The organism is Dyella kyungheensis (assembly GCF_049913195.1).
GTDB lineage: Bacteria > Pseudomonadota > Gammaproteobacteria > Xanthomonadales > Rhodanobacteraceae > Dyella > Dyella kyungheensis.
Genome location: NZ_CP183983.1, coordinates 621,411 through 641,981, shown reverse-complemented (window position 1 = coordinate 641,981; position 20,571 = coordinate 621,411). Strand labels below are relative to the sequence as shown.

Annotated in this window: 18 protein-coding genes; 10 read left to right on the top strand and 8 right to left on the bottom strand. The window is 66.5% G+C overall.

Annotated elements, in window-relative coordinates; translation table 11 throughout:
• Positions 1 to 120 precede the first annotated feature (120 nt).
• The 8 genes from ACN9MB_RS02665 (at position 121) to ACN9MB_RS02630 (ending at position 7,335) form a co-directional block, all read left to right on the top strand.
• Entirely contained in the window at positions 121 to 774 is a 654-nt protein-coding gene (locus tag ACN9MB_RS02665) for a DsbA family oxidoreductase (protein ID WP_426270694.1), read from the top strand.
• Between the two features lie 152 nt (positions 775 to 926).
• Positions 927 to 2,561, top strand: a complete 1,635-nt coding sequence (locus tag ACN9MB_RS02660) for an NAD(P)/FAD-dependent oxidoreductase (protein ID WP_426270693.1) — start codon at positions 927 to 929, stop codon at positions 2,559 to 2,561.
• A 116-nt stretch (positions 2,562 to 2,677) separates the two neighbouring features.
• Positions 2,678 to 4,780 carry an ATP-dependent DNA helicase DinG gene (dinG, locus tag ACN9MB_RS02655; protein ID WP_426271875.1) on the top strand — a complete coding sequence of 701 codons (2,103 nt, stop codon included), beginning with the start codon at positions 2,678 to 2,680 and terminating at the stop codon, positions 4,778 to 4,780.
• Positions 4,777 to 5,328 carry a HutD/Ves family protein gene (locus ACN9MB_RS02650; protein ID WP_426270692.1) on the top strand — a complete coding sequence of 184 codons (552 nt, stop codon included), beginning with the start codon at positions 4,777 to 4,779 and terminating at the stop codon, positions 5,326 to 5,328. Before dinG ends, ACN9MB_RS02650 begins: the two co-directional genes overlap by 4 nt.
• Before the next feature lie 58 nt (positions 5,329 to 5,386).
• The gene (locus ACN9MB_RS02645; RefSeq protein ID WP_426270691.1) at positions 5,387 to 5,965 is read left to right on the top strand and encodes an NnrU family protein; all 579 of its coding nucleotides are present in this window, start codon (positions 5,387 to 5,389) and stop codon (positions 5,963 to 5,965) included.
• A 69-nt stretch (positions 5,966 to 6,034) separates the two neighbouring features.
• Positions 6,035 to 6,232 (top strand): hypothetical protein, encoded by a 198-nt coding sequence (locus tag ACN9MB_RS02640; protein ID WP_204636756.1) that lies wholly within the window; start codon positions 6,035 to 6,037, stop codon positions 6,230 to 6,232.
• A complete protein-coding gene (locus ACN9MB_RS02635; protein ID WP_426270690.1) occupies positions 6,233 to 6,826 on the top strand; it encodes a DUF938 domain-containing protein in 594 nt (197 codons plus the stop codon).
• An 86-nt stretch (positions 6,827 to 6,912) separates the two neighbouring features.
• The gene (locus ACN9MB_RS02630) at positions 6,913 to 7,335 is read left to right on the top strand and encodes a YchJ family protein (protein ID WP_204636758.1); all 423 of its coding nucleotides are present in this window, start codon (positions 6,913 to 6,915) and stop codon (positions 7,333 to 7,335) included.
• A 103-nt stretch (positions 7,336 to 7,438) separates the two neighbouring features.
• Here the strand turns inward: ACN9MB_RS02630 and ACN9MB_RS02625 are convergent, their stop codons facing one another.
• The 4 genes from ACN9MB_RS02625 to gltB form a co-directional block, all read right to left on the bottom strand.
• Entirely contained in the window at positions 7,439 to 8,203 is a 765-nt protein-coding gene (locus tag ACN9MB_RS02625) for an NRDE family protein (RefSeq protein WP_426270689.1), read from the bottom strand.
• 53 nt (positions 8,204 to 8,256) lie between these two features.
• Positions 8,257 to 9,126: a methylglyoxal synthase gene (locus ACN9MB_RS02620; RefSeq protein WP_204636760.1), complete on the bottom strand. Its 870-nt coding sequence runs from the start codon at positions 9,124 to 9,126 to the stop codon at positions 8,257 to 8,259.
• Positions 9,127 to 9,289: 163 nt separating this feature from the next.
• Positions 9,290 to 10,735 (bottom strand): FAD-dependent oxidoreductase, encoded by a 1,446-nt coding sequence (locus ACN9MB_RS02615; RefSeq protein WP_426270688.1) that lies wholly within the window; start codon positions 10,733 to 10,735, stop codon positions 9,290 to 9,292.
• Positions 10,732 to 15,177 carry a glutamate synthase large subunit gene (gene gltB, locus ACN9MB_RS02610; RefSeq protein ID WP_426270687.1) on the bottom strand — a complete coding sequence of 1,482 codons (4,446 nt, stop codon included), beginning with the start codon at positions 15,175 to 15,177 and terminating at the stop codon, positions 10,732 to 10,734. The genes ACN9MB_RS02615 and gltB overlap by 4 nt, the downstream gene beginning before the upstream one ends.
• Before the next feature lie 365 nt (positions 15,178 to 15,542).
• Between gltB and ACN9MB_RS02605 the strand changes: the two genes are divergently transcribed.
• Complete coding sequence (locus ACN9MB_RS02605; protein ID WP_426270686.1) at positions 15,543 to 16,742, top strand: murein hydrolase activator EnvC family protein; 1,200 nt, start codon at positions 15,543 to 15,545, stop codon at positions 16,740 to 16,742.
• A gap of 136 nt (positions 16,743 to 16,878) precedes the next feature.
• Positions 16,879 to 18,249 (top strand): S41 family peptidase, encoded by a 1,371-nt coding sequence (locus ACN9MB_RS02600; protein ID WP_204636765.1) that lies wholly within the window; start codon positions 16,879 to 16,881, stop codon positions 18,247 to 18,249.
• 186 nt (positions 18,250 to 18,435) lie between these two features.
• Here the strand turns inward: ACN9MB_RS02600 and ACN9MB_RS02595 are convergent, their stop codons facing one another.
• The 4 genes from ACN9MB_RS02595 to tatB all read right to left on the bottom strand — a co-directional run bounded on the left by ACN9MB_RS02595 (position 18,436) and on the right by tatB (position 20,568).
• Positions 18,436 to 18,855 carry a DUF2628 domain-containing protein gene (locus ACN9MB_RS02595; RefSeq protein WP_426270685.1) on the bottom strand — a complete coding sequence of 140 codons (420 nt, stop codon included), beginning with the start codon at positions 18,853 to 18,855 and terminating at the stop codon, positions 18,436 to 18,438.
• A gap of 120 nt (positions 18,856 to 18,975) precedes the next feature.
• Positions 18,976 to 19,455: a cupin domain-containing protein gene (locus ACN9MB_RS02590; protein WP_426270684.1), complete on the bottom strand. Its 480-nt coding sequence runs from the start codon at positions 19,453 to 19,455 to the stop codon at positions 18,976 to 18,978.
• Entirely contained in the window at positions 19,452 to 20,213 is a 762-nt protein-coding gene (gene tatC / locus ACN9MB_RS02585) for a twin-arginine translocase subunit TatC (protein ID WP_204636768.1), read from the bottom strand. Before tatC ends, ACN9MB_RS02590 begins: the two co-directional genes overlap by 4 nt.
• Positions 20,200 to 20,568 (bottom strand): Sec-independent protein translocase protein TatB, encoded by a 369-nt coding sequence (gene tatB / locus ACN9MB_RS02580; RefSeq protein WP_426270683.1) that lies wholly within the window; start codon positions 20,566 to 20,568, stop codon positions 20,200 to 20,202. The genes tatC and tatB overlap by 14 nt, the downstream gene beginning before the upstream one ends.
• Positions 20,569 to 20,571 lie beyond the last annotated feature (3 nt).

Sequence of the window (20,571 nt, the reverse complement as noted above, 5' to 3'; positions counted from 1 at the left end):
ATACCGGGGCGGCGGGGACCCTCGTGTCCTCGCCGCCCCGTTCATTTTGGGGGCCGCGCTGCCACTTGATGTCCGACGCGACCGAACCCATTAAGCGGGGATCGCATCGAGGACCCCGCAATGGCCAGCCCCACCCCCATCAAGATCGACTTCGTCTCCGACGTGGTGTGCCCGTGGTGCGCCGTCGGCCTCAAATCGCTGGAACAGGCGCTCGCGAAGCTGGGCGACGACGTGACGGTGGAACTGCATTTCCAGCCGTTCGAGCTGAACCCGCAGATGGCGCCCGAAGGCGAAGACATCATCGAGCACATCGCGCACAAGTACGGCAGCTCGCCCGCGCAGATCGAGCAGAACCGGGAAGTCATCCGCGAACGCGGCGCGGCGCTCGGTTTCACCTTCAACATGGACAAGCGCAACCGCATCGTGAACACCTTCGATGCGCACCGCCTGTTGCACTGGGCCGCGCTCGAAGGCCGCCAGGCCGAACTCAAGCAGGCGCTGCTGGCAGCGTATTTCACCGACGGCCGCGACGTGAGCTCGCGCGACGTGCTGGTGGACGTGGCCGCGTCGGTGGGCCTGGACGCCACCGAAGCCCGCCGCGTGCTGGACGAAGACCGCTACGCGCAGGACGTGCGCGCGCAGGAACAGTTCTACCAGTCGCAGGGCATCCGGGCCGTGCCGTCGGTGATCATCAACGACCGCTACCTGGTGCAGGGCGGCCAGCCGCCGGAAGTGTTCGAACAGACCTTGCGGCAGGTGGCGGCCGAGGGCTGAACGCCTCGCCAGCGTGAGTCGCGCGCAAGCGCGCTCCCACAAGGTTGCGGGGCCTTGTGGGAGCGCACTTGTGCGCGACAAGCTTCCAAGCGGGCCGCCATCTGCAAGTCATGCGAAAATGGTCAACCACGACCGCCTGAACACCCCGCCGCATGATCCGACTCACCGACATCAAGCTCCCGCTGGACCACGCCGAGGGCGCCATCGAGGCCGCCGTCCGCGCCAAGCTTGGCCTGGGCAAGGACGGCTTGCGCAACGTCTCGGTGTTCCGGCGCGGCTACGACGCACGCAAGCGCGGCCATATCCAGCTGATCTACACGCTGGACGTGGACGTGGCCGATGAGGCCGGGCTGCTCAAGCGCCACGCCGACGACAAGCACGTGCAACCCACGCCCGACACCAGCTATCGCTTCGTGGCGCAGGCACCGACCGACCTCAAGCAGCGCCCGATCGTGATCGGCCTCGGCCCGTGCGGCCTGTTCGCCGGTTTGCTGCTGGCGCAGATGGGCTACCGGCCGATCATCCTCGACCGCGGCAAGGCCGTGCGCGAGCGCACCGTGGATACCTGGGGCCTTTGGCGCAAGCGCCAGCTGGAGCCGGAATCCAATGTGCAGTTCGGTGAGGGCGGCGCGGGCACGTTCTCCGATGGCAAGCTGCACAGCCAGATCTCCGATCCGCATCACCATGGCCGCAAGGTGCTGACCGAGTTCGTGAAGGCCGGTGCGCCCGAAGAGATTCTCTACGTCAGCAAGCCGCATATCGGCACGTTCCGCCTCGTCACGATGGTGGAGGCCATGCGCGAGACCATCGAGGCACTCGGTGGCGAAATCCGTTTCACCCAGCGCGTGGACGATGTGCTGGTGGACACCGCGCCGGACGGCACGCGCCAGCTTCGCGGCGTGGTGCTGGCGAGCGGCGAGCAGTTGCTGAGCGAGCATGTGGTGCTCGCGGTGGGCCACAGCGCGCGCGACACCTTCTTCATGCTGCACGATCGCGGCGTCTACATGGAAGCCAAGCCGTTCTCGATCGGCTTCCGCGTGGAGCACCCGCAGTCGATCATCGACCAGGCGCGCTTCGGCCCGCAGGCGGGCCATCCCATTCTCGGCGCTGCCGACTACAAGCTCGTGCACCACTGCAAGAATGGCCGCTCGGTCTACAGTTTCTGCATGTGCCCGGGCGGCACCGTCGTCGCCGCCGCGTCGGAACCCGAACGCGTCGTCACCAACGGCATGAGCCAGTATTCGCGCAACGAACGCAATGCGAACGCGGCCGTCGTGGTGGGTATCGAGCCCAGTGATTTTGCTGCTTTCGACGACAGCGGCAGCCCGTTGGCGGGTATTGCCCTGCAACGGGCACTCGAATCGCGTGCCTATGAACTCGGCGGCCGCGATTACAGCGCGCCGGGCCAGCTGGTCGGCGACTTCATCAAGGGCCGCCCCTCCGCGGAATTCGGCACCGTGCAGCCCTCGTACAAGCCCGGCGTGCATCTCACCGATCTCGCAGCCGCCCTGCCCGACTACGCCATCGAAGCCATCCGCGAAGCGCTGCCGGCATTCGACCGCCAGATCAAGGGCTATGCGATGCACGACGCCGTGCTCACCGGCGTGGAAACGCGCACCTCGTCGCCGGTACGCATCCGCCGCGGCGAGGACTACCAGAGCTTGAACACACGCGGCCTCTACCCGGCCGGCGAAGGCACCGGTTACGCGGGCGGGATTCTTTCCGCTGCGGTGGATGGGATTCGCGTGGCGGAAGCGGTGGCGTTGGCGATCAACGCCTCGCGGTAAACCGGCGAGGCTGCGGCGAACTGCTCTTTTAGACCGAGTCCCGGCACGCCCGGCAGGGCTGGCGCAGGCATGCGAGAATGCAGCTCCGACGCGCCGATTCGCGCCCGACCCGCCCGATGCTGACCGATACCACCAAAGACGCGATCCGCGCCTCCTATACGCGCCTCAAGGATGGCCTGCCCGGCTTCCGGGCGCGTGCGTCGCAAGGAAAGATGATTGCCGAGGTGGCCAAGGCGCTGGCGCAGGAAGGCGGTGCCGCGGTGATCGAGGCGCCTACGGGTACCGGCAAGTCGATGGCGTATCTCATCGCGGGTGTCGAGGTGGCGCGGGCGCAGAAGAAGAAGCTGCTGATCGCCACCGCTACCGTGGCGCTGCAGGAACAGTTGGTCCAGCGCGATATTCCGCTCTATCTCAAGCTCAATGGCACCGAGGCCAAGGTGGCGCTGGCGAAGGGCCGTGGCCGTTACCTGTGCCCGCGCAACCTGGCGATGGCCAGCAACAGCCTCAACGAAACCTCGCAGATGGGCCTGGGCTTCGATGCGGATCTGGCGCTGTGGACCAAGCCGCCGCAGGAGCGCGACAAGAAAGCCCTGTCCAAGCTGGTGGATCTGTTCGACCGGCACGAATGGGACGGCGATATCGATTCGGCGCCCGAACCGATCAGCGATGTATTGCGCCCGATGATCACCACCAGCGCCGGCGGCTGCACCAGCCGCAAGTGCGCGCATTTCATGCAGTGCCCGTTCTTCGCCGCACGTCGTGCCGTGGGCGACGCGGACATCATCGTGGCGAACCAGGACCTGGTGCTGGCCGATCTCACCATGCCGCGCGAAGAAGACGGCTTCGGTGGCGTGATCCTGCCCAAGCCGGACGAAACGCTCTACATCTTCGACGAAGGCCACCACGTGCCGTCGAAGGCGATCGATCGCGGCGCCGCCGAGGTCTATATGAGCACGGCGACACGCCAACTTAGCCGCCTCGGCCGACAGATCCACGCCGCTTATTCGCTCACCGACAAGGAAGTGATCGGCAAGCTCTCGCTGGATGCCGGTGATCAGAAACTGCAGGAACTCAGCAACAGCCTGGAAGAGCTTGAGCGGGAGATCCGCCTCAGCTGGCTTCCCTCGCCCGACGATCAGGAACCGATGTATCGCGGCTCGCTCGGCCAGCTGCCCGAGGCGTGGGTGGAGCACGCGCGTGCGTTGTATGTGTTCACTGGCGAGGTGGAACGCTGGATCGGCGCTGTGCGGCGCGCCGTGCTGGAAATGACCGAGACCGGTCCCACGCACGAAGCCTTGTCGCGCGAACTGGGCATGGCGCTTGAGCGCATCGATCGCCAGGTGCGCACCTGGCGCGCGTGGTCCGCGACCGATGGCGACAACACGCCGCCGCTGGCGCGCTGGGTCACCCTGAGCAACGACCAGCAACTGATCTGCCACGCCTCGTCGGTGTCCGCGGGCGGCCTGCTGCGCAGCATTCTCTGGGGCAACGCCAGCGCGGTGGTGATGACTTCGGCCACGCTGAGTGCGGGCGGCAATTTCCGCGGCTTCGCCGACGCGGTGGGTCTGCCCGATGATTCCATCACGCTGAGCCTGCCGTCGCCTTTCGATCTCGCCACGCAGGCGCGCCTTGAAGTGCCCGCCATGCGCTCGCTTCCCGATGCACGCGAAGAACACACGCAGGAAATTTGCGACTGGCTGGCCGACAACCTCGACTGGAATGCCGGCAACCTGGTGCTGTTCACCTCGCGCATGAAGCTCGATCGGGTGTTGCAGAAGCTGCCCATCGAGCACGTACGCAAGGTGCGTGCGCAGGGCTCGCTGGGCAAGGCGCAACTGGTTGCCGAACATATCGTCGATGTCGAAGCGGGCAAAGGCAGCACGCTGTTCGGTCTCGCCTCGTTCGGCGAGGGCCTGGATCTGCCGGGCAAGCTGTGCGAAACGGTGGTGATCACGCAGCTGCCGTTTGCCGTGCCGACCGATCCGGTCGGTGCGACCTACGCGGAATGGCTGGAATCGCGCGGCCGCAATCCCTTCATCGAAGTGACCGTGCCCGAAGCGACCCGATTGCTCACGCAGTATTGCGGCCGCCTGATCCGCACCGAAACCGACCGTGGCCGCATCGTGCTGCTCGACCGTCGCGTGGTACTCAAGCGGTACGGCGAACGCATGCTGCGGGCGCTGCCTCCCTTCACCCGGGTGATCGAGAAAGTCGCATGAGCCGCATCATTCGCGCCACCGACATGCCGCCCCAGCCGTGGAAGAACGGCATGGGCGTCACGCGCGAAATCGCGCGTTTTCCGGCCGACGCCAGCGACGATTTCGTCTGGCGCATCAGCGTGGCCGAAGTGAACAGCGCCTCGCCGTTCTCCACGTTTCCCGGCATCGATCGCCAGATCGTGTTGCTCGACGGCGCCGGTTTCATCATGACGCTCGACGGCAAGCAGCGGCACGCGCTCACCATGCCGCTGGTGCCGTTCGCCTTCGCCGGCGAAGCCTGGGTGGATGTGGAAATGGCCGGTGGCGGCACGCGCGATTTCAACCTGATGGTGCGGCGTACCCAGGCCGCTGGTCGGGTCGAGCTGTTGACCGGGCCGGGCAGTCACCTGGTGCCTGCCGACTGCGTGCTGCTCTATCTCGCCCAGGGCACCGCCGATACGCTTGCCGGGCCGCTCAGCGCAGGCGATGCGTGGCAACCGGATGGCAACCCGGTCGAGCTGCACGAAGGCGCCAAGGCCCTGCTTGCCTGCGTGACTCCGCACGGCTGAGAGCCTGTTGGCGCGAGGCATGCCATGATCGGCACACCCTGCCCACCAAGGTGACCTCATGGCGCTCCTCCTGCTTGGCCTGGTGCTGTTCCTCGGCGTTCATTCCATCCGCATCTTCGACAACGACTGGCGCACACAGCAGCGCGCACGTCTTGGTGAGATGCGCTGGAAAGGGCTTTATTCGCTCCTGTCCATCGCCGGCTTCGTGCTGATCGTCTACGGCTTCGGACTCGCCCGCCAGCAGCCGGTGGTGTTGTACGTGCCGCCGATGGGATTGCGCCATCTCAACGCCCTCTTCACGTTGCTGGCGTTCGTGCTGGTGGCGGCGGCGTATGTGCCCGCCAATCATCTCAAGGCCAAGCTCGGCCATCCCATGCTCGCGGGGGTGAAGGTGTGGGCGTTCGGCCATCTGCTGGCCACCGGCATGCTGCATGACGTCGTGCTGTTCGGCGCCTTCCTGCTGTGGGCCACGGTGGATTTCGTCAGCGCGCGTCGCCGCGATCGCGCCGACGGCGTGGTCTATCCGGCCGGCACCGTGAAGGGCGATGTCATCGCCGTGACGGCCGGCGCAGTGGGCTGGGTGGTATTCGCCTGGTGGCTGCACGCATGGCTGATCGGCGTGAACCCGATGGGGTGAAATCAGTCATCTACGCCCGTAACCTGGGCTGCGCTAGAGTGGCGCCATTTCCGGCATGAGGATCTCGCGATGGTCGGCTTCCTGCTCTGGTTGTTGCTGCTGGTGTTCTGCTGGCCGCTCGCGCTGATTGCGCTGGTGCTGTACCCGATCGTGTGGCTGCTGATGCTGCCGTTCCGGCTGGTGGGTATCACCGTGGGCGCGGTGTTCGCGTTCCTCGGCGCCATGCTGATGTTGCCTGCGCGCGTATTGCGCGGCCGCCCGGCCTGAGTGGATAAGCCCAGCGCCCCGTCCTGCGAGCGCAACCGCGATCCGATCCTGGAGGTGTTGCGCAATCACTTTGCCGATCGCCGGCAGGTGCTGGAGATCGGCAGCGGCACGGGGCAGCACGCGGTGCATTTCGCGGCGGCCATGCCGCATCTGCAGTGGCAGTGCACCGATCGCCCGGAATACCTGCCGGGCATCCGCCAATGGCTGGATGAGTCCGCGCTTCCCAATACGCCGGCGCCGTTCGTGCTGGACGTGAGCGGCCCGTGGCCGGCCGGCGGCCACGATGCCGTGTTCAGTGCCAACACCTTGCACATCATGAGCTGGGGCGAGGTGGAACGACTGTTCCAGCAGCTCGGACGGGTGACCACGGCCGACGCGAAGCTCGCCATCTATGGCCCGTTCAACTACGACGGCCGCTACACCAGCGAGAGCAATGCCGCGTTCGACGACTGGCTGCAGGCGCGCGGCGAGCACATGCGCATCCGCGATGCCGAGGCAGTGGATGCGCTGGCCGAAGCGGCCGGTTTTGAGCTGATCGACGACGTGACCATGCCCGCCAACAATCGCCTGCGGATCTGGCAGCGGACTCGCTGAAGCGGGCCATCCCAGCATTGGCATTTTCGGCGCGATGGCGTCAGGATGCGCATCAGAGGGCGCCCCTGCCGCGCCCGCGACCTGCCATGCGCCCTTACGTTCAAGCCATCGACACGCTCACTCCCTGCCCGTGCGGCAACAACGACGGCTACGCCCGCTGCTGCGGCCTGCTGCACGAGGGCGCGGCAGCCGCCACGGCCGAGCAACTGATGCGCTCCCGTTACAGTGCGTACGTGCTCAAGCGCGAAGATTACCTGCTGGCCAGCTGGCACCACAGCACACGGCCGGCACACCTGAAGCTGGGTGCGCAACAGCCCGCGCCGACCTGGCTCGGCCTCACGGTGAAGCGGCATGAGAGCGACGGCGACCACGCCGTGGTCGAGTTCGTGGCCCGCCTTCGCCTCGGTGGCGGCAAGGCGCAGCGCATGCATGAGGTCAGCCGCTTCGTGCGCGAGGACGGCCGCTGGTTCTATGTGGACGGCGAGTTTCCCGAGAAGTCCGGGGAATAACCGCTCCCTTGTGGGAGCGCACTTGTGCGCGACTGCGCCGATTGGGAATTCCGCTCCGTCAGGTTGTCGCGCGCAAGCGCGCTCCCACAGGGGTGTGCGCCGGTCACACGGGCAGGAACGGCATCGCCGTTTCGCCGTCTTCATGGCCGTTGGGCCCAAAGCGCCGCTCTACCACCACCCCGCGACCGTCATGGCCGATGGCGACCACCGTGCTCGCACGCGTGCCATAGCGCTCGCCGCGAATGAAGGCGGACGACAGCCAGCGCTCGCGCTCCAGCCCGACGCCCGTATCCGGCAGCTGATCGTCGGGATAGCCGTGGGGATCGGCGAGCGCGGCGAACAGTGGTGCGAATTCGTCGTCGTGCCCCGCCTCGATCCAGTCGCGCAGATGTTCCATCAGCGCCCGCGTTTTCGGCCACGGCGTGTTGAAGTCCGCGTTGGAGAGACCGTGCACGCCCGCTTCCACCAGTTGCGCGCGCGCATCGGGGCGGTTGCCGATGTAGAACGCGTGCGTCGCATCGAACGTCAGCAGGTTGAACGGGCGATAGTCGGCCGCGGTGCGCAGCAGCTTTTCGGCATGCGTCACCGCATCCTCGTCGCCCGCCAGGTAATCGAGCGACAACAGCCCGCGCGACCGTCCCAGCTGGGGATCGCGCGGATCGCGCACGTTGGTCACGACGCTGCAGCGGCCATCATCGGTGACGCCCAGCCAGGTGCCGCCCGCTTCCAGATCCTTGCCCGCGATGATCGCGGGCTGGTTCCAGCGCGCGAGCGGGAGGCTGGGCCGCGCGTGGAACTCGTCGCGGTTACCGATCAAGACCAGCCGCCAGCGCGGGTGCGCATGCCAGGCAAAAGCAATCACACACATGGATGGGTGTTCTCCACTACGGCAGGCGCACAGTATGCACCCGCCTTCGTCGCTCAGGCCTTGGCGCGCAACACCACGGCGGCGGCCCAGCGCGCGGCGACCTTGGGCGTGGTCATGCACACGGCGTGATCGGTACGCGTGGTCACCGCGCGTTCGAGCAGCTGGATGTCGGCTTCATGCTGACGCGCCACGTGCGGGTCCTCGAAGAAGATCGCGCGCTGGCAGCGGCGTTCGAGCACCAGGTCGGCGATCTGCGCGTCGCCTCCCATCGGGCCGCTCTGATAGCGCTCCACCCACGGCGTATCCAAAGGCCAGCCGCGGCTCCACGCCAGCTCGTTGAGGCGCTGGCCGGTGGTGCCGGTACCCACGCGATGGGCAAAGCGCGACAGCACATCGAAGTGCTCCGCCGCGTAGGCCAGCATCTGCGGCTTCATGGCATCGTGCGCGATCAACGCCAGCGTCTGCGCTTCGAGATCGTGGAAGACATTGGCACCCGAATCCGGCGCAAGGCCCGCGTGGATACGCTCCATTTCGATCCAGTCGCGCGCGGTGGCCACGGTGGAGATGAAGGGCTTGCCGTGGATCACGCACTGGCGTTTGAGCGCGATCGCCTCGGGAAAGATCGAGGACGGATCGACCGGATCGATGAGATAGATGGCGCCGTCGAGCACGCGGTCATCCCCCAGCCCGACCACTTCGGCGACCAGCTTCATCAGGCCGCCCTCGCGGCCGTAGGGATAGCGGCGCAGCGGCAGATAGCGATCAAGATAACCCGCACGATGAATGGCGTCATAGGTGCGTCCCACCGCATGCAGCCCAAGCTCGAGTTCGCGGATGCCCACCTCGCACTCGTGCAGCCAACGGAACAAGGCCGCGTTGGCATGGGCGTGGTGAAGCTGGTTGGCGGCAAGGCCGAGACGCATGGGTGGTGCTCCGTAACGACGTCGGCGCGCAGTGTCGCATTGCCTCGTTACGCCGCGCTACATCGGTCTATCATTGTGGAAGCGCACCCTGTGCGCGACTGCCCGGACCTCGGGGCAAACGGCGTCGCGCACAGGGTGCGCTCCCACAAATGCGGCTACACGGTCAGGCGTGCGCCAAGGCTGGCGAATCCACTTCCTGCAACATGCGCACGATGGATGCCGCCGCTTCGCGACCGTCATAGACGGCACGCACCACGAGGTCCGCACCGCGCACGTTGTCGCCACCGGCAAAAATCTGCGGATGGCTGGTCTGCAGCGGAAGCGCGCCTTTAGCGCCGGTAATCACGCGCCCCGTCTTGTCCAGGGTCACGCCGTGCGATCGCAGCCAATCCGGCGGACTGGGCAGGAAGCCGAATGCCTGGATCACCACGTCCGCATCGATCACATATTCCGTACCGGGCACGTTCTGCGGACGCAGGCGTCCGGTGCCGTCGTCGACCAGCGCCGTCTCCATCACCCGTACGCCGCGCACGTTGCCGCGCGCGCCGCCGAGGATTTCCAGCGGTTGCCGCTGAAAGAGGAAGTTCACCCCCTCTTCGCGGCTGTAACCCACTTCGCGCGCCGAGCCCGGCATGTTCGCCTCGTCGCGGCGATACACGCAGGTGACACTGGCGGCGCCGAGCCGGATGGCGGTGCGGTTGCAGTCCATGCCGGTGTCGCCGCCGCCCAGCACCACCACGTGTTTGCCGCGGAAATCGAACGACGGCGAGATGGCGGCATCGCGCAGCAGGCGCTCGGTGTTGGCGATGAGGAACGGCAACGCGTCGTGCACGCCGTGCAGCTCGCGTCCCGGCAGCTGTGCATCGACATAGGTGTAGGCACCCGTGCCCACGAACACCGCATCGTATTCGTCCAGCAACTGGCCGAATTCGATGTCGCGGCCGACCTCGCGATTGAGCAGGAAGCGCACACCCATGCCTTCCAGCAACTGGCGGCGCGTGCGCACCACGCCCTTGTCTAGCTTGAACGGCGGAATGCCGAAGGTGAGCAGGCCGCCGATCTCGCTTTGACGGTCATAGACATCGGCGGCAATGCCCGCGCGGCGCAGCCGATCCGCACAGGCCAGGCCGGCAGGGCCCGCACCAATGATGGCCACGCGCTTGCCCGTCTCGTGCACGGCGGAAAGGTCGGGCTTCCAGCCCAGGCGCAAAGCCTCGTCGGTCACCCAGCGCTCGATGCTGCCGATGGTCACCGCACCGAACGCGGTCTGCTCCAGCGTGCACGCACCTTCGCACAGACGATCCTGCGGACAGACCCGCCCGCAGATTTCCGGCAGAGGGTTGGTTTCGTGCATCAGCGTGGCCGCCTCCATCAGGCGGCCGTCCTGCACCAGCTTCAGCCAGTTCGGAATGTAGTTGTGCACCGGGCATTCGTGCTCGCAATACGGATTGCCGCAATCGATGCAGCGCTCCGCCTGCGTGCCTGCCTGCTGCGCGCCGAAATCGCCGGAGATCTCGCCATAGCCAAGCACGCGGATCGACACGGGCACGGTGCGCGGCGTCTGCCGCTGCACGTTGAGGAACTGGAAGGTCTTGGAGTCTGCGCTCATGCGGCGCTCCTGAGTTCTTCCGCCAGCGCGGAAAGACTCGCGGCCTTCGGCTTCACCAGCCAGAACTTGTATTGCAGGCCGCGGAAGTCCGCGAGGATGCGGCGCCCCCAGTCGCTGCCCGTCAGCTCCACATGGCGCACCACCAGCGAGCGCAGGTGCTGCATGTAGTGCTCCATGCCCTCGGGCGAGATGCGCAGGATGTCCACCAGCTCGTGGTTGTAGCAGTCCACGAAGCTGCGCTCGATATCGAGCACGTAGGCAAAGCCGCCGGTCATGCCGGCACCGAAGTTCAGCCCCACCTTGCCGAGCACGGCGACGACACCGCCGGTCATGTATTCGCAGCAGTGATCGCCCGCGCCCTCGACCACGGCGAGCGCACCGGAGTTGCGCACGGCAAAGCGCTCGCCTGCGCGGCCCGCGGCAAACAGTTCGCCGTCGGTGGCGCCGTACAAACAGGTGTTGCCGATGATCGACGCCTCGTGACTGGCGAACGGCGAATCGCCCGGCGGACGCACCACGATGCGGCCACCCGCCATGCCCTTGCCGACCCCGTCGTTGGCCTCGCCGATCAGGTCGATGTGTACGCCGCCCGCGTTCCACGCACCAAGGCTCTGGCCCGCAGAACCGCTGAGCTTGAGCAGGATGGGCTGTTCATCCATGCCGTGGTCGCCGTGACGACGCGCCACTTCGCCGGAGAGGCGCGCGCCGATGGCGCGGTCGGTATTGGCGATCTCGAACGCGAACTCGCCACCGGCCTTGCTGGCTACAGCGTCGCGCGTCGCCTCATCGATACGTGTCGCCAGTGCGGCGGCGTCGCGCATCGGGTTGCGCGGCAGCGTACAAGCGAAGTCGACGTTGCCGGCCAATGCCCCGGATCCCAGCAGCGGCGCAAGATCCAGCTTGTGCTGCACCGGCGTGGTGCCTTGCACCTGTTCCAGCAGATCGGCGCGGCCGATGATCTCGTCCAGGCTGCGTGCGCCGAGCATGGCCAGGTGGGAACGCACATCCTCGGCGAGGAAACCGAAATAGTTCATCACCATTTCGGGCAAGCCGATGAAGTGTTCCTTGCGCAGCACGGCATGCTGCGTGGCCACGCCGGTGGCGCAATTGTTGAGATGGCAGATGCGCAGGTACTTGCAACCCAGCGCCACCATCGGGCCGGTGCCGAAGCCAAAGCTCTCGGCGCCCAGCATCGCGGCCTTGATCACATCCAGGCCGGTCTTCAAACCGCCGTCGGTCTGCAGGCGCACGCGCCCGCGCAGGTCATTGCGACGCAGCGTCTGCTGCGTTTCGGCCAGGCCCAGCTCCCACGGCGTGCCCGCGTACTTGATCGAAGTCAGCGGACTGGCGCCGGTGCCGCCGTCGTGACCGCTGACGGTGATCAGATCCGCGCCCGCCTTCACCACGCCGGCCGCCACCGTGCCCACGCCCGCGTGACTGACCAGCTTCACCGAAACCAGCGCGTCGGGATTCACTTCCTTGAGGTCGTGGATCAACTCGGCCAGGTCTTCGATGGAATAGATGTCATGGTGCGGCGGCGGCGAGATCAGGCCGATGCCGGGCTTGGCATAACGCAACCGCGCGATGGTGCTGTCCACCTTGTGGCCTGGCAGCTGGCCGCCTTCGCCGGGCTTGGCGCCCTGCGCGATCTTGATCTGCAGCACTTCGGCGTTGACCAGGTAGTGCGGCGTGACGCCGAAGCGGCCGGAGGCGACCTGCTTGATCTTCGACATCTTCTCGGTGCCGTAGCGGGCGGGATCTTCACCGCCTTCGCCGGAATTGCTGCGCGCGCCGAGCCGGTTCATCGCGATCGCCAGCGCCTCGTGCGCTTCGGGCGACAACGCGCCCAGCGACATGCCGGCCGAATCGAAGCGACGCAGGATGTCCTGCGCCGACTCCACCTGCTCGATGGGAATCGCATCGCCCAGCGAACGCGGCGCCAGCAGATCGCGCAGCGCCGACGGCGGACGGTGGTCGACGGCGTTCGCGTAGGCGCGGTAGTCGCCGGGGTTACCCGTGCGCACGGCTTTCTGCAGCGTGCCGATCACGTCCGGGTTGTACATGTGGTATTCGCCGCCGTAGACGAACTTGTACAGACCGCCCGCGCGCAGCGGCAACGCATCGCTCCACGCTTCCGCCGCCAGCAGCTGCTGGTCGTGCTCGAGTTCGGCGAACGCCGCGCCGCCGATGCGCGACGGCGTGCCCGGGAAGCACAGCTCCACCACGCTGGGCGCCAGCCCCACGATCTCGAACAGCTGCGCACCGCGATAACCCGCCACGGTGGAGATGCCCATCTTCGACAGGATCTTCAGCAGGCCTTTGCGGATGCCGCGCCGGTAGCTGCGTCCGATCTCGAAACGGTCGCTGGCGATATGGCCTTCGCGTCCCAGCTCGAACAGGCTCTGATAGGCCAGCCAGGGATAGATCGCGGTGGCGCCGAAGCCGAGCAGGCAGGCGAACTGATGGGGATCGCGCGGCGTGGCGGTCTCCACCAGGATGTTGCACTGGCAGCGCAAGGCCTTGTCGATCAGGTGCGCATGCACCGCGCCCACCGCCAGCAGCGAGTGGATCGGCAGCAGGTCCTTGTGCGGATAGCGGTCGCTGAGGAAGACCAGCTGGCAGCCTTCGCGCACCGCTTTTTCCACGTCGCTGCAGAGACGGCGCAGCGCCGCTTCAAGGCCTTCGTCAGGCGCATACATCAGGTCGAAGCGCGGCGTGCCGACGAACTGCGGCAAGCCGAGCAGCTGGCGCAACTTGCGCTGGGAGAGCACCGGCGAGTTGATCAGGATCTGCTTGGCGTTTTCCGGCGTGAGATCGAACACGTTGCTTTCGGGACCGATCTGGGTCACCAGCGACATCACCAGCTTTTCGCGCAGCGGATCGATCGGCGGGTTGGTCACCTGCGCGAAGCCCTGGCGGAAGCGGTCGAACAACGGGCGCACCTGGCGCGACATGGCCGCGATGGGCGTGTCGTCGCCCATCGATCCGGTCGCTTCCTGTTCCAGTTCCACGATCGCCTTGAGCACGGTCTCGCGTTCTTCGCGCGAGAGCCCGTACAGCTTCTGGTAGCGATGCAGTTCGTCCGCCGGCAGCGGCTCGGCGGCCAGCGACGGATCGATCAGATCCGATTCCAGGTAACTCACGCCGGCGCGCAGCCAGTCGCGGAACGGCGCGCGCTTGCGGTTGATGTCGTCGATGTCGGCATCGCGCAACAGACGGTGCTGCTGCAGATCCACGGCGATCATTTCGCCCGGTGCCAGCCGGCCCTTGGCGATGACCTGCGACGACGGCACATCCCACAATCCCGCTTCGGAAGCGACGATCAGATGGCTGTCGGCCGAGAGCGCCCAGCGTGCGGGACGCAGGCCGTTGCGGTCGAGCGTGCAGGCGGCATAGCGGCCATCGCACATCACCAGGCCGGCCGGACCGTCCCAGGGCTCGCTGTGCAGCGCGTAATACTCGTAGAACGCCGCGAGGTCTTCGTCGATGCCCTCGCGCGCGGCGAAGGCCGGCGGCACCAGCACGCGCATCGCCGCCAGCAGATCGAGACCGCCGGCGATCAGCACCTCCAGCGCGTTGTCGAGGCTTTCGGAATCCGAACCCGTCTGGCGTACCAGCGGACCGATGTCGGAAAGATCGAGCAACGGCGAATGCAGGATCGATTCGCGCGACTGCATCCAGCGGCGATTGGCGCGAATGGTGTTGATCTCGCCGTTGTGCGCCAGCAGGCGGAACGGCTGGGCCAGCCGCCACTGCGGCGTGGTGTTGGTCGAAAAACGTTGATGGAACACCACCGCATCGGCGCTCAATGCCGGATGCGTGAGATCGGCGAACACCTCGCGCAGGCGGCCGGGCGCCGCCATCGCCTTGTAGCCGACCACTTGCGCGGACAGCGTGACCACATAGAAATGCTCGTCGGCTACCAGCGCCGTTTCGGCGCGACGACGCGCGCGAAACAGTGCGCGCTCGAACGCGCCATCGTCCATCGATGCCGCGGGTTCCACGAACACCTGGCGCACGCGCGGCCTGGCCGCCGCGGCGAGCGGGCCGCAGGCTTCGGCATTCACGGCGACATCGCGCCAGCCGGCGACGCGCAGTTCTTCTTCGCGCAGATGGTCTTCGAAGGTCGATGCCGCGGCGTCATTGCCGTGCGGATCGAGAAACACCACGCCAGCGGCAAAACGCTCGCCCACGGTGATGCTTGCTTCTTCAGCGAGTGCTTTCAGCCAGACCCGCGGACGATGGAACAGCACGCCGCAGCCGTCGCCGCTGACGCCGTCGGCATTCACGCCGCCACGATGGGAAAGTTTGGCCAACGCTGCGAATGCGGTGTCCACTACCCATGCGCTCGCGCGCCCGTCGATCTGTGCGACCAGACCGAAACCGCAGCTGTCGTGCTCGAACGCAGCGTCGTAAAGCGTCGCTGGACCTGCCTGCGCCATCTTGCCTCCCCGGCCGATGGTTGCGGACGCGTCGTCCCAACGGTGCCAACAAGCACCGCTGCCACGCGTCCATAGTGTGGTTCGACTAAAACACATATTGGTGCGTCGCGTCAAAGACATCTTTACGTCCAAATGAAAGTTTCAGATGGAAGCGTTTTGCACGCAGAAGATTCTTGTGGGAGCGCACTTGTGCGCGACTCGGTGCACCGATGCGCTTGTCACGCACAAGTGCGCTCCCACAGAAGGGCGTTGTCACGGGCATACCAGTGATCGCACGACCGCTGCGATGAAGAGCACATGACCGGATTGAACGGGCGACGCAGACCCGCTCGCGCGCCATCACCGCGCTCTGTGATAATTGGCCGATGCCCATACCACTCCGTCGTGCCCGCCCCGTTGCCTGCGCCCTGACCGGCGCGTTCGCCCTCGCCATCGCGGCCCAGCCGGCCTGGGCGCTGCAGGACAGCAAGACCAAGGCCGAGCAGGCCGAGGCGCAGAAAAAGCTCTCGGACGTGCGCAGCAAGATGGAGGCGCTGGCCAAGGAGCAGGCCGAGACGGCCGCCAAGCGCGACAGCGCCACCGCCGAGCTGGCCAAGCAGGCCAATGCGGTGGCCAGCGCGGCCAAGGCCGTGCGCGAGACCGACAGCCAGCTCTCGGCCAAGCAGAAGGAGCTGGCCGACCTGCAGGCCCAGCGCGCCGAGCTGCAGAAGAACCTGGAAGGCCAGCGGGCCGCCATCGCCGACCTGCTGCGCGCCACCTATGCGCTGGGCCAGGGCTCGGACCTGCGCCTGCTGATGGGCGACGACGACGTGGCCCGCATCGCCCAGGCGCTGGCCTATTCGAAGTATTTCCAGGAAGACCGGGTGGCCCGCGTACAGCAGCTGATGGGCGACCTGGCCAAGCTGCAGGACTTGGAAACCCAGATCACCGCCCAGCAGCAGGCCTTGCAGGCGGCCCGCGCCGAGCGCGCGAACCAGGCCAAGGCGCTGGAACAGCAGCGCGCCAGCCAGGCCCGGCTGGTAGCCGACACCGACGCTCAGTACAAGGACCAGGCCGGCAAGCTGGCTGCCCTCAAGCAGAACGAAGCCTCGCTGAACTCGCTGGTGGCCACGCTGCAGAAAGCCATCGACGAAGCCGCCCGCGAAGCCGAGCGCGCCGCCAAGGCCAGCGAAGGCAAGGTCGCCCCGCCGGCAGGCAAGGGCCTGGCCAACATCCGCGGCAACCTGCCCTGGCCGGCCGCCGGCGTGGTCAACAGCTACGGCAGCGGCGTGCTGATCAAGGCGCCGGGCGGCAGCGAAGTGCGCGCGGTGGCGCCGGGACGGGTGGTCTATGCGGCCTTCCTGCGCGGCTACGGCATGCTGGTCATCGTGAGCCACGGCGGTGGCTGGATGAGCATGTACGGCAACAACGAGACGGTCCTGCACGGCGTGGGCGACCAGATCACGGCTGGCGAGGCCGTGGGCACGGCCAGCGCGCCCACCGGCGTCAATACCGGCGTGTACTTCGAGCTGCGCCAGAACAACCAGCCGGTGGACCCGCGTACCTGGCTGGGCAAGAAAGGTTGATCCGATTGACGCCACCTACGCAGCGTCGCAGGCTAACCTACGTATTGTGTTGAATTTTGGCGACATCCGGCGGTCAAAGCGGCAACGCAGCCCGCCGCCGGGCACGCCCCCACCGCTACACCGGAGTTCCCCATCCATGCGGTTTTCCACTTTGAGCCTGGCCGTCCTGCTGCTGGCGGCACCGCTGGCGCAGGCGCAGACCGCGCCCGCGCAGAGCGCCGCCAAGAAGCCGGCCGACAGCGCACCTGCCGCCGCCTCCTCCGTGCCCGACCGCGTGGACCTGGACGATGTGCGCAACTTCAGCCGCGTCTATGAGATCGTCCGCCAGGCCTATGTGGAGCCGGTGGACAACAAGACCATCATGAAGGCCGCCATCAGCGGCATGCTCAGCGGCCTGGATCCGCATAGCGAATACCTCGACAAGGACGGCCTGGCCGAACTCAACGAGGACACCACCGGCCAGTACGGCGGCCTGGGCATCGAAGTGCTGCAGGTGGACGGCACGCTGCGCATCATCGCGCCGATCGACGACACGCCTGCCTCGCGCGCCGGCATCAAGCCGGGCGACACCATCGTGAAGATCGACGGCAAGGTGGTGGACCCGGAGAACATCGACGACATGTTCAAGGCCCTGCGCGGCGACGCCGGCAGCAAGGTCACGCTGACCATCCTGCACGAGAAGAGCGACAAGCCGATCGACATGCCGCTGGTGCGTGAGAAGATTTCGGTCACCAGCGTGAAGACGCGCGAGATCGAACCGGGCTACGCCTATATCCGCCTCAGCCAGTTTCAGGACGACACCGCGCCGGACCTGGAAAAGAAGCTGGGCGAACTGATCCGCAAGAACGGCCCGCAGAAGGGCGCCATCCTGGACCTGCGTTCCAACCCGGGCGGCCTGCTCACCGCCGCGGTGGGCGTGAGCGACGATTTCCTCAACTCCGGCACCATCGTCACCACGCGCGGGCGCCTGCAGGATTCCAACCTCAGCTTCGAGGCGCACTCCGGCGATCTGCTCAACGGCGCGCCGATGGTGGTGCTGGTGGACAACGGCACGGCCTCGGCGGCGGAAATCGTCGCTGGCGCGCTGAAGGACAACCGCCGTGCGCTGATCGTCGGCCGCCGCACGTTCGGCAAGGGCGTGGTGCAAACGGTGCTGCCGCTGGACAACGACCACGCGGTGAAGATCACCACGGCGCGCTACTACACGCCAAACGGCACCTCGATCCAGGCCGAGGGCATCAAGCCGGACATCGCGCTGGCGGACCTCGCCGTCAACAAGGCCGACAGCGCGGCGGTGCTGGTGAGTTCGGAAGCGGACCTGCCGAACCACCTTGCCAATGAGGACACCAAGCTGGGCAAGGACATCGACAACGATGGCAGCGCGGAGAACGCCAAGCTGGCGACGCAGGACTATGCGTTGTCGCAGGCGTTGAATGTGTTGAAGGGGTTGGCGTTGAATCGCTCGCCGGCGGTGGCGCCGGTGCCGGCGGCGCCTAGCAAGCACTGAGAGGTACCATCCGCTGCTTAAGCAGTGACTCGGATGTCCGGGAAAAAGAGCCGCCTTTTGGGCGGCTTTTTCTTTGGCGTCAAGAACTCACTTCGCCCTCTACCCTGCGGGCAGAGGGCGAAGTTGGGTGCATCGTATTTCGTGTCGCGACGTGCGCGGCGTTGCGTCCTCTTCTCGTACGAGACTTCACATCCGCAGCCCCTCGAAGAAGTTCCAGCTGTCCTGGCCCTTCACTTCTTTCAGGTAGTAGGCGTAGTTGGCGGTGCCGGCGTAGATCAGCGTCAACGCCAGTCCCAGCATGCGGCTGATGAAGTCGGCGCTTCGATTCTCCGGACCCAACACGGCGTAGAGGATGAAGGCGATGACGAAGCTTGCAACCGTGAGCGCGAGCCCCACCAGCGCCTTGCGCCACAAGCCGAGAATGAAGAAGTAGATCGGGCCAAACAAGAACGCCAGGATGCTGCTGCCGATCTTGATGCGCTGCATGAAGGGGAGCGCCTTGAAGGCTTCCTTGTAGGTCGACGTGCCGGGAGCGCCATGGGCATCCAGGAACGCAAAACGCTCTTGCCACTTTACCGGGTACTTGCTGTAAACCTGGGCATCCATGTTGAAACTGCCGTCCTGATGGGAAAAGTCCCCAATCATCGGGCGGCCCATCGACGCAGACCATCAGTACGTTCTGAAAACTCGCTCTTCTGGCAGCCCTCGCCCAAAGGGGCCAAGCGCTCAGGGCGCAGGGATCTCCGGCGCGAGGCCCGCGAGGTGCCTGGCCAGGGGCGCGTCTTCTTCGAGCATCTCGAAGCCGTCATAGGTGAATGCCGGCGCCACCATGCAGGTCACCAGCGCGTAACGGCCCAGCGGCCGCGCCGCCTGCCAGGCGCGGGCCGGCACGATCACCATGGCATCCACGTCGGCGGCCAAAGGCCCCAGGCAGTGGCGCCTCAGGCTCTTGTGGTCGGCGTCGTAGATCAGCAGTTCCAGCGGCTCGCCTTCCACGAAATGCCAGGCTTCTTCTGCGTCCACGCGATGCCAGCTGCTGCACTGGCCGGCTTCGAGCAGGTAGTGGATCGCGCTCATCGCCTGGCGGACGCCGCCGTTATCCATGCCCTTGGACGGATGAAAGCGACGGTAGTGGCCACCCTCGACATGCGGCTGCAGTTGCAGCGAGGTCTTCAGTTCCTCGATGCGGGCAGCCGGGTCGCTCATGCCGTCGCGTCCTTCGGATGCAACAGCCATCGCACGGCCAGGATGCCCAGCTCGTACAGCAGGCACATCGGCACGGCCAGCATGATCATCGAGGTGATGTCCGGCGGCGTGATGAAGGCGGCGATGGCGAACGCACCGACCACGGCATAGCGCCGGCTGCTGCGCAACTGGTCCAGGCTCACCACGCCGATGGCCGCGAGGATCACCACCGCCACCGGCACCTCGAAACACAGGCCGAAGGCGAAGAACATCAGCATCACGAAATCGAGGTAATGCGTGATGTCGGTCATCATCTCCACGCCCTGCGGCGTCACCGCCGTGAGGAAGCGGAAGGCGGCCGGCAACACCAGGAAATAAGCGAACGCACAGCCGAGGTAGAACAGGAACAACGCCGCCACCAGCAACGGACGCGCCAGGCGCTTCTCGTTGCGGTACAGGCCGGGACTCACGAACGCCCACAGCTGGTACACGATCATCGGCATGCTGATGAACAGCGCCGCGTAGAACGCGAGCTTCAGCGGCGTCACGAACGGGCTGGCCACTTCGGTGGCGATCAGGTGCGCGCCCTGCGGCAGCCGCGACACCAGCGGCGCCGCCAGTTCGGTGTAGAGGCGGTTGGCGAACGGGATGAGCGCGCCCAGCACCACCAGCACGGTGACGATGGCGCGCAGCAGGCGCGTGCGCAGTTCCATCAGATGGGAGAACAGGCCCTGTTCCAGCTCCTCGGCCCCCGGGCCTTCCAGCTCAGGCGTTGCCATGCGGAACGTCCTTGGTTTCAACGGTGGCAACGGCCTCGGTCGCCGGCTCCGGCGCCGCCGGCGCGGGTGCCGGCGGGTTCGACGGGGCGCCGCCCTGCGGACGCATCTTGCGCAGCGTTTCGTCCAGCTCGGCCTGGGCGGCTTCGGCCCTGGAGGCGGCCTCGCGTGCCTGGCGGCGGATTTCCTCCACCTGCAGCTCGCGCTCCACTTCGGCGCGCACGCTGTCCCAGCCGGTGCGCACGCGGCGCATGAACACGCCGGCCGTACGTGCGGCGTGCGGCAGCTTTTCCGGGCCGAGCACGATCAGCGCGACAAGCGCGAGCAATACCAGCTTGCCGAAGCTGATCTCGATCATGAC

Coding starts and splice junctions, on each gene's coding strand:
- ACN9MB_RS02665 (WP_426270694.1), top strand. CDS start 121: ATGGCCAGCCCCACCCCCATCAAGATCGACTTCGTCTCCGACGTGGTG.
- ACN9MB_RS02660 (WP_426270693.1), top strand. CDS start 927: ATGATCCGACTCACCGACATCAAGCTCCCGCTGGACCACGCCGAGGGC.
- dinG (WP_426271875.1), top strand. CDS start 2,678: ATGCTGACCGATACCACCAAAGACGCGATCCGCGCCTCCTATACGCGC.
- ACN9MB_RS02650 (WP_426270692.1), top strand. CDS start 4,777: ATGAGCCGCATCATTCGCGCCACCGACATGCCGCCCCAGCCGTGGAAG.
- ACN9MB_RS02645 (WP_426270691.1), top strand. CDS start 5,387: ATGGCGCTCCTCCTGCTTGGCCTGGTGCTGTTCCTCGGCGTTCATTCC.
- ACN9MB_RS02640 (WP_204636756.1), top strand. CDS start 6,035: ATGGTCGGCTTCCTGCTCTGGTTGTTGCTGCTGGTGTTCTGCTGGCCG.
- ACN9MB_RS02630 (WP_204636758.1), top strand. CDS start 6,913: ATGCGCCCTTACGTTCAAGCCATCGACACGCTCACTCCCTGCCCGTGC.
- ACN9MB_RS02625 (WP_426270689.1), bottom strand. CDS start 8,203: ATGTGTGTGATTGCTTTTGCCTGGCATGCGCACCCGCGCTGGCGGCTG.
- ACN9MB_RS02620 (WP_204636760.1), bottom strand. CDS start 9,126: ATGCGTCTCGGCCTTGCCGCCAACCAGCTTCACCACGCCCATGCCAAC.
- ACN9MB_RS02615 (WP_426270688.1), bottom strand. CDS start 10,735: ATGAGCGCAGACTCCAAGACCTTCCAGTTCCTCAACGTGCAGCGGCAG.
- gltB (WP_426270687.1), bottom strand. CDS start 15,177: ATGGCGCAGGCAGGTCCAGCGACGCTTTACGACGCTGCGTTCGAGCAC.
- ACN9MB_RS02605 (WP_426270686.1), top strand. CDS start 15,543: ATGCCCATACCACTCCGTCGTGCCCGCCCCGTTGCCTGCGCCCTGACC.
- ACN9MB_RS02600 (WP_204636765.1), top strand. CDS start 16,879: ATGCGGTTTTCCACTTTGAGCCTGGCCGTCCTGCTGCTGGCGGCACCG.
- ACN9MB_RS02595 (WP_426270685.1), bottom strand. CDS start 18,855: ATGGATGCCCAGGTTTACAGCAAGTACCCGGTAAAGTGGCAAGAGCGT.
- ACN9MB_RS02590 (WP_426270684.1), bottom strand. CDS start 19,455: ATGAGCGACCCGGCTGCCCGCATCGAGGAACTGAAGACCTCGCTGCAA.
- tatC (WP_204636768.1), bottom strand. CDS start 20,213: ATGGCAACGCCTGAGCTGGAAGGCCCGGGGGCCGAGGAGCTGGAACAG.
- tatB (WP_426270683.1), bottom strand. CDS start 20,568: ATGATCGAGATCAGCTTCGGCAAGCTGGTATTGCTCGCGCTTGTCGCG.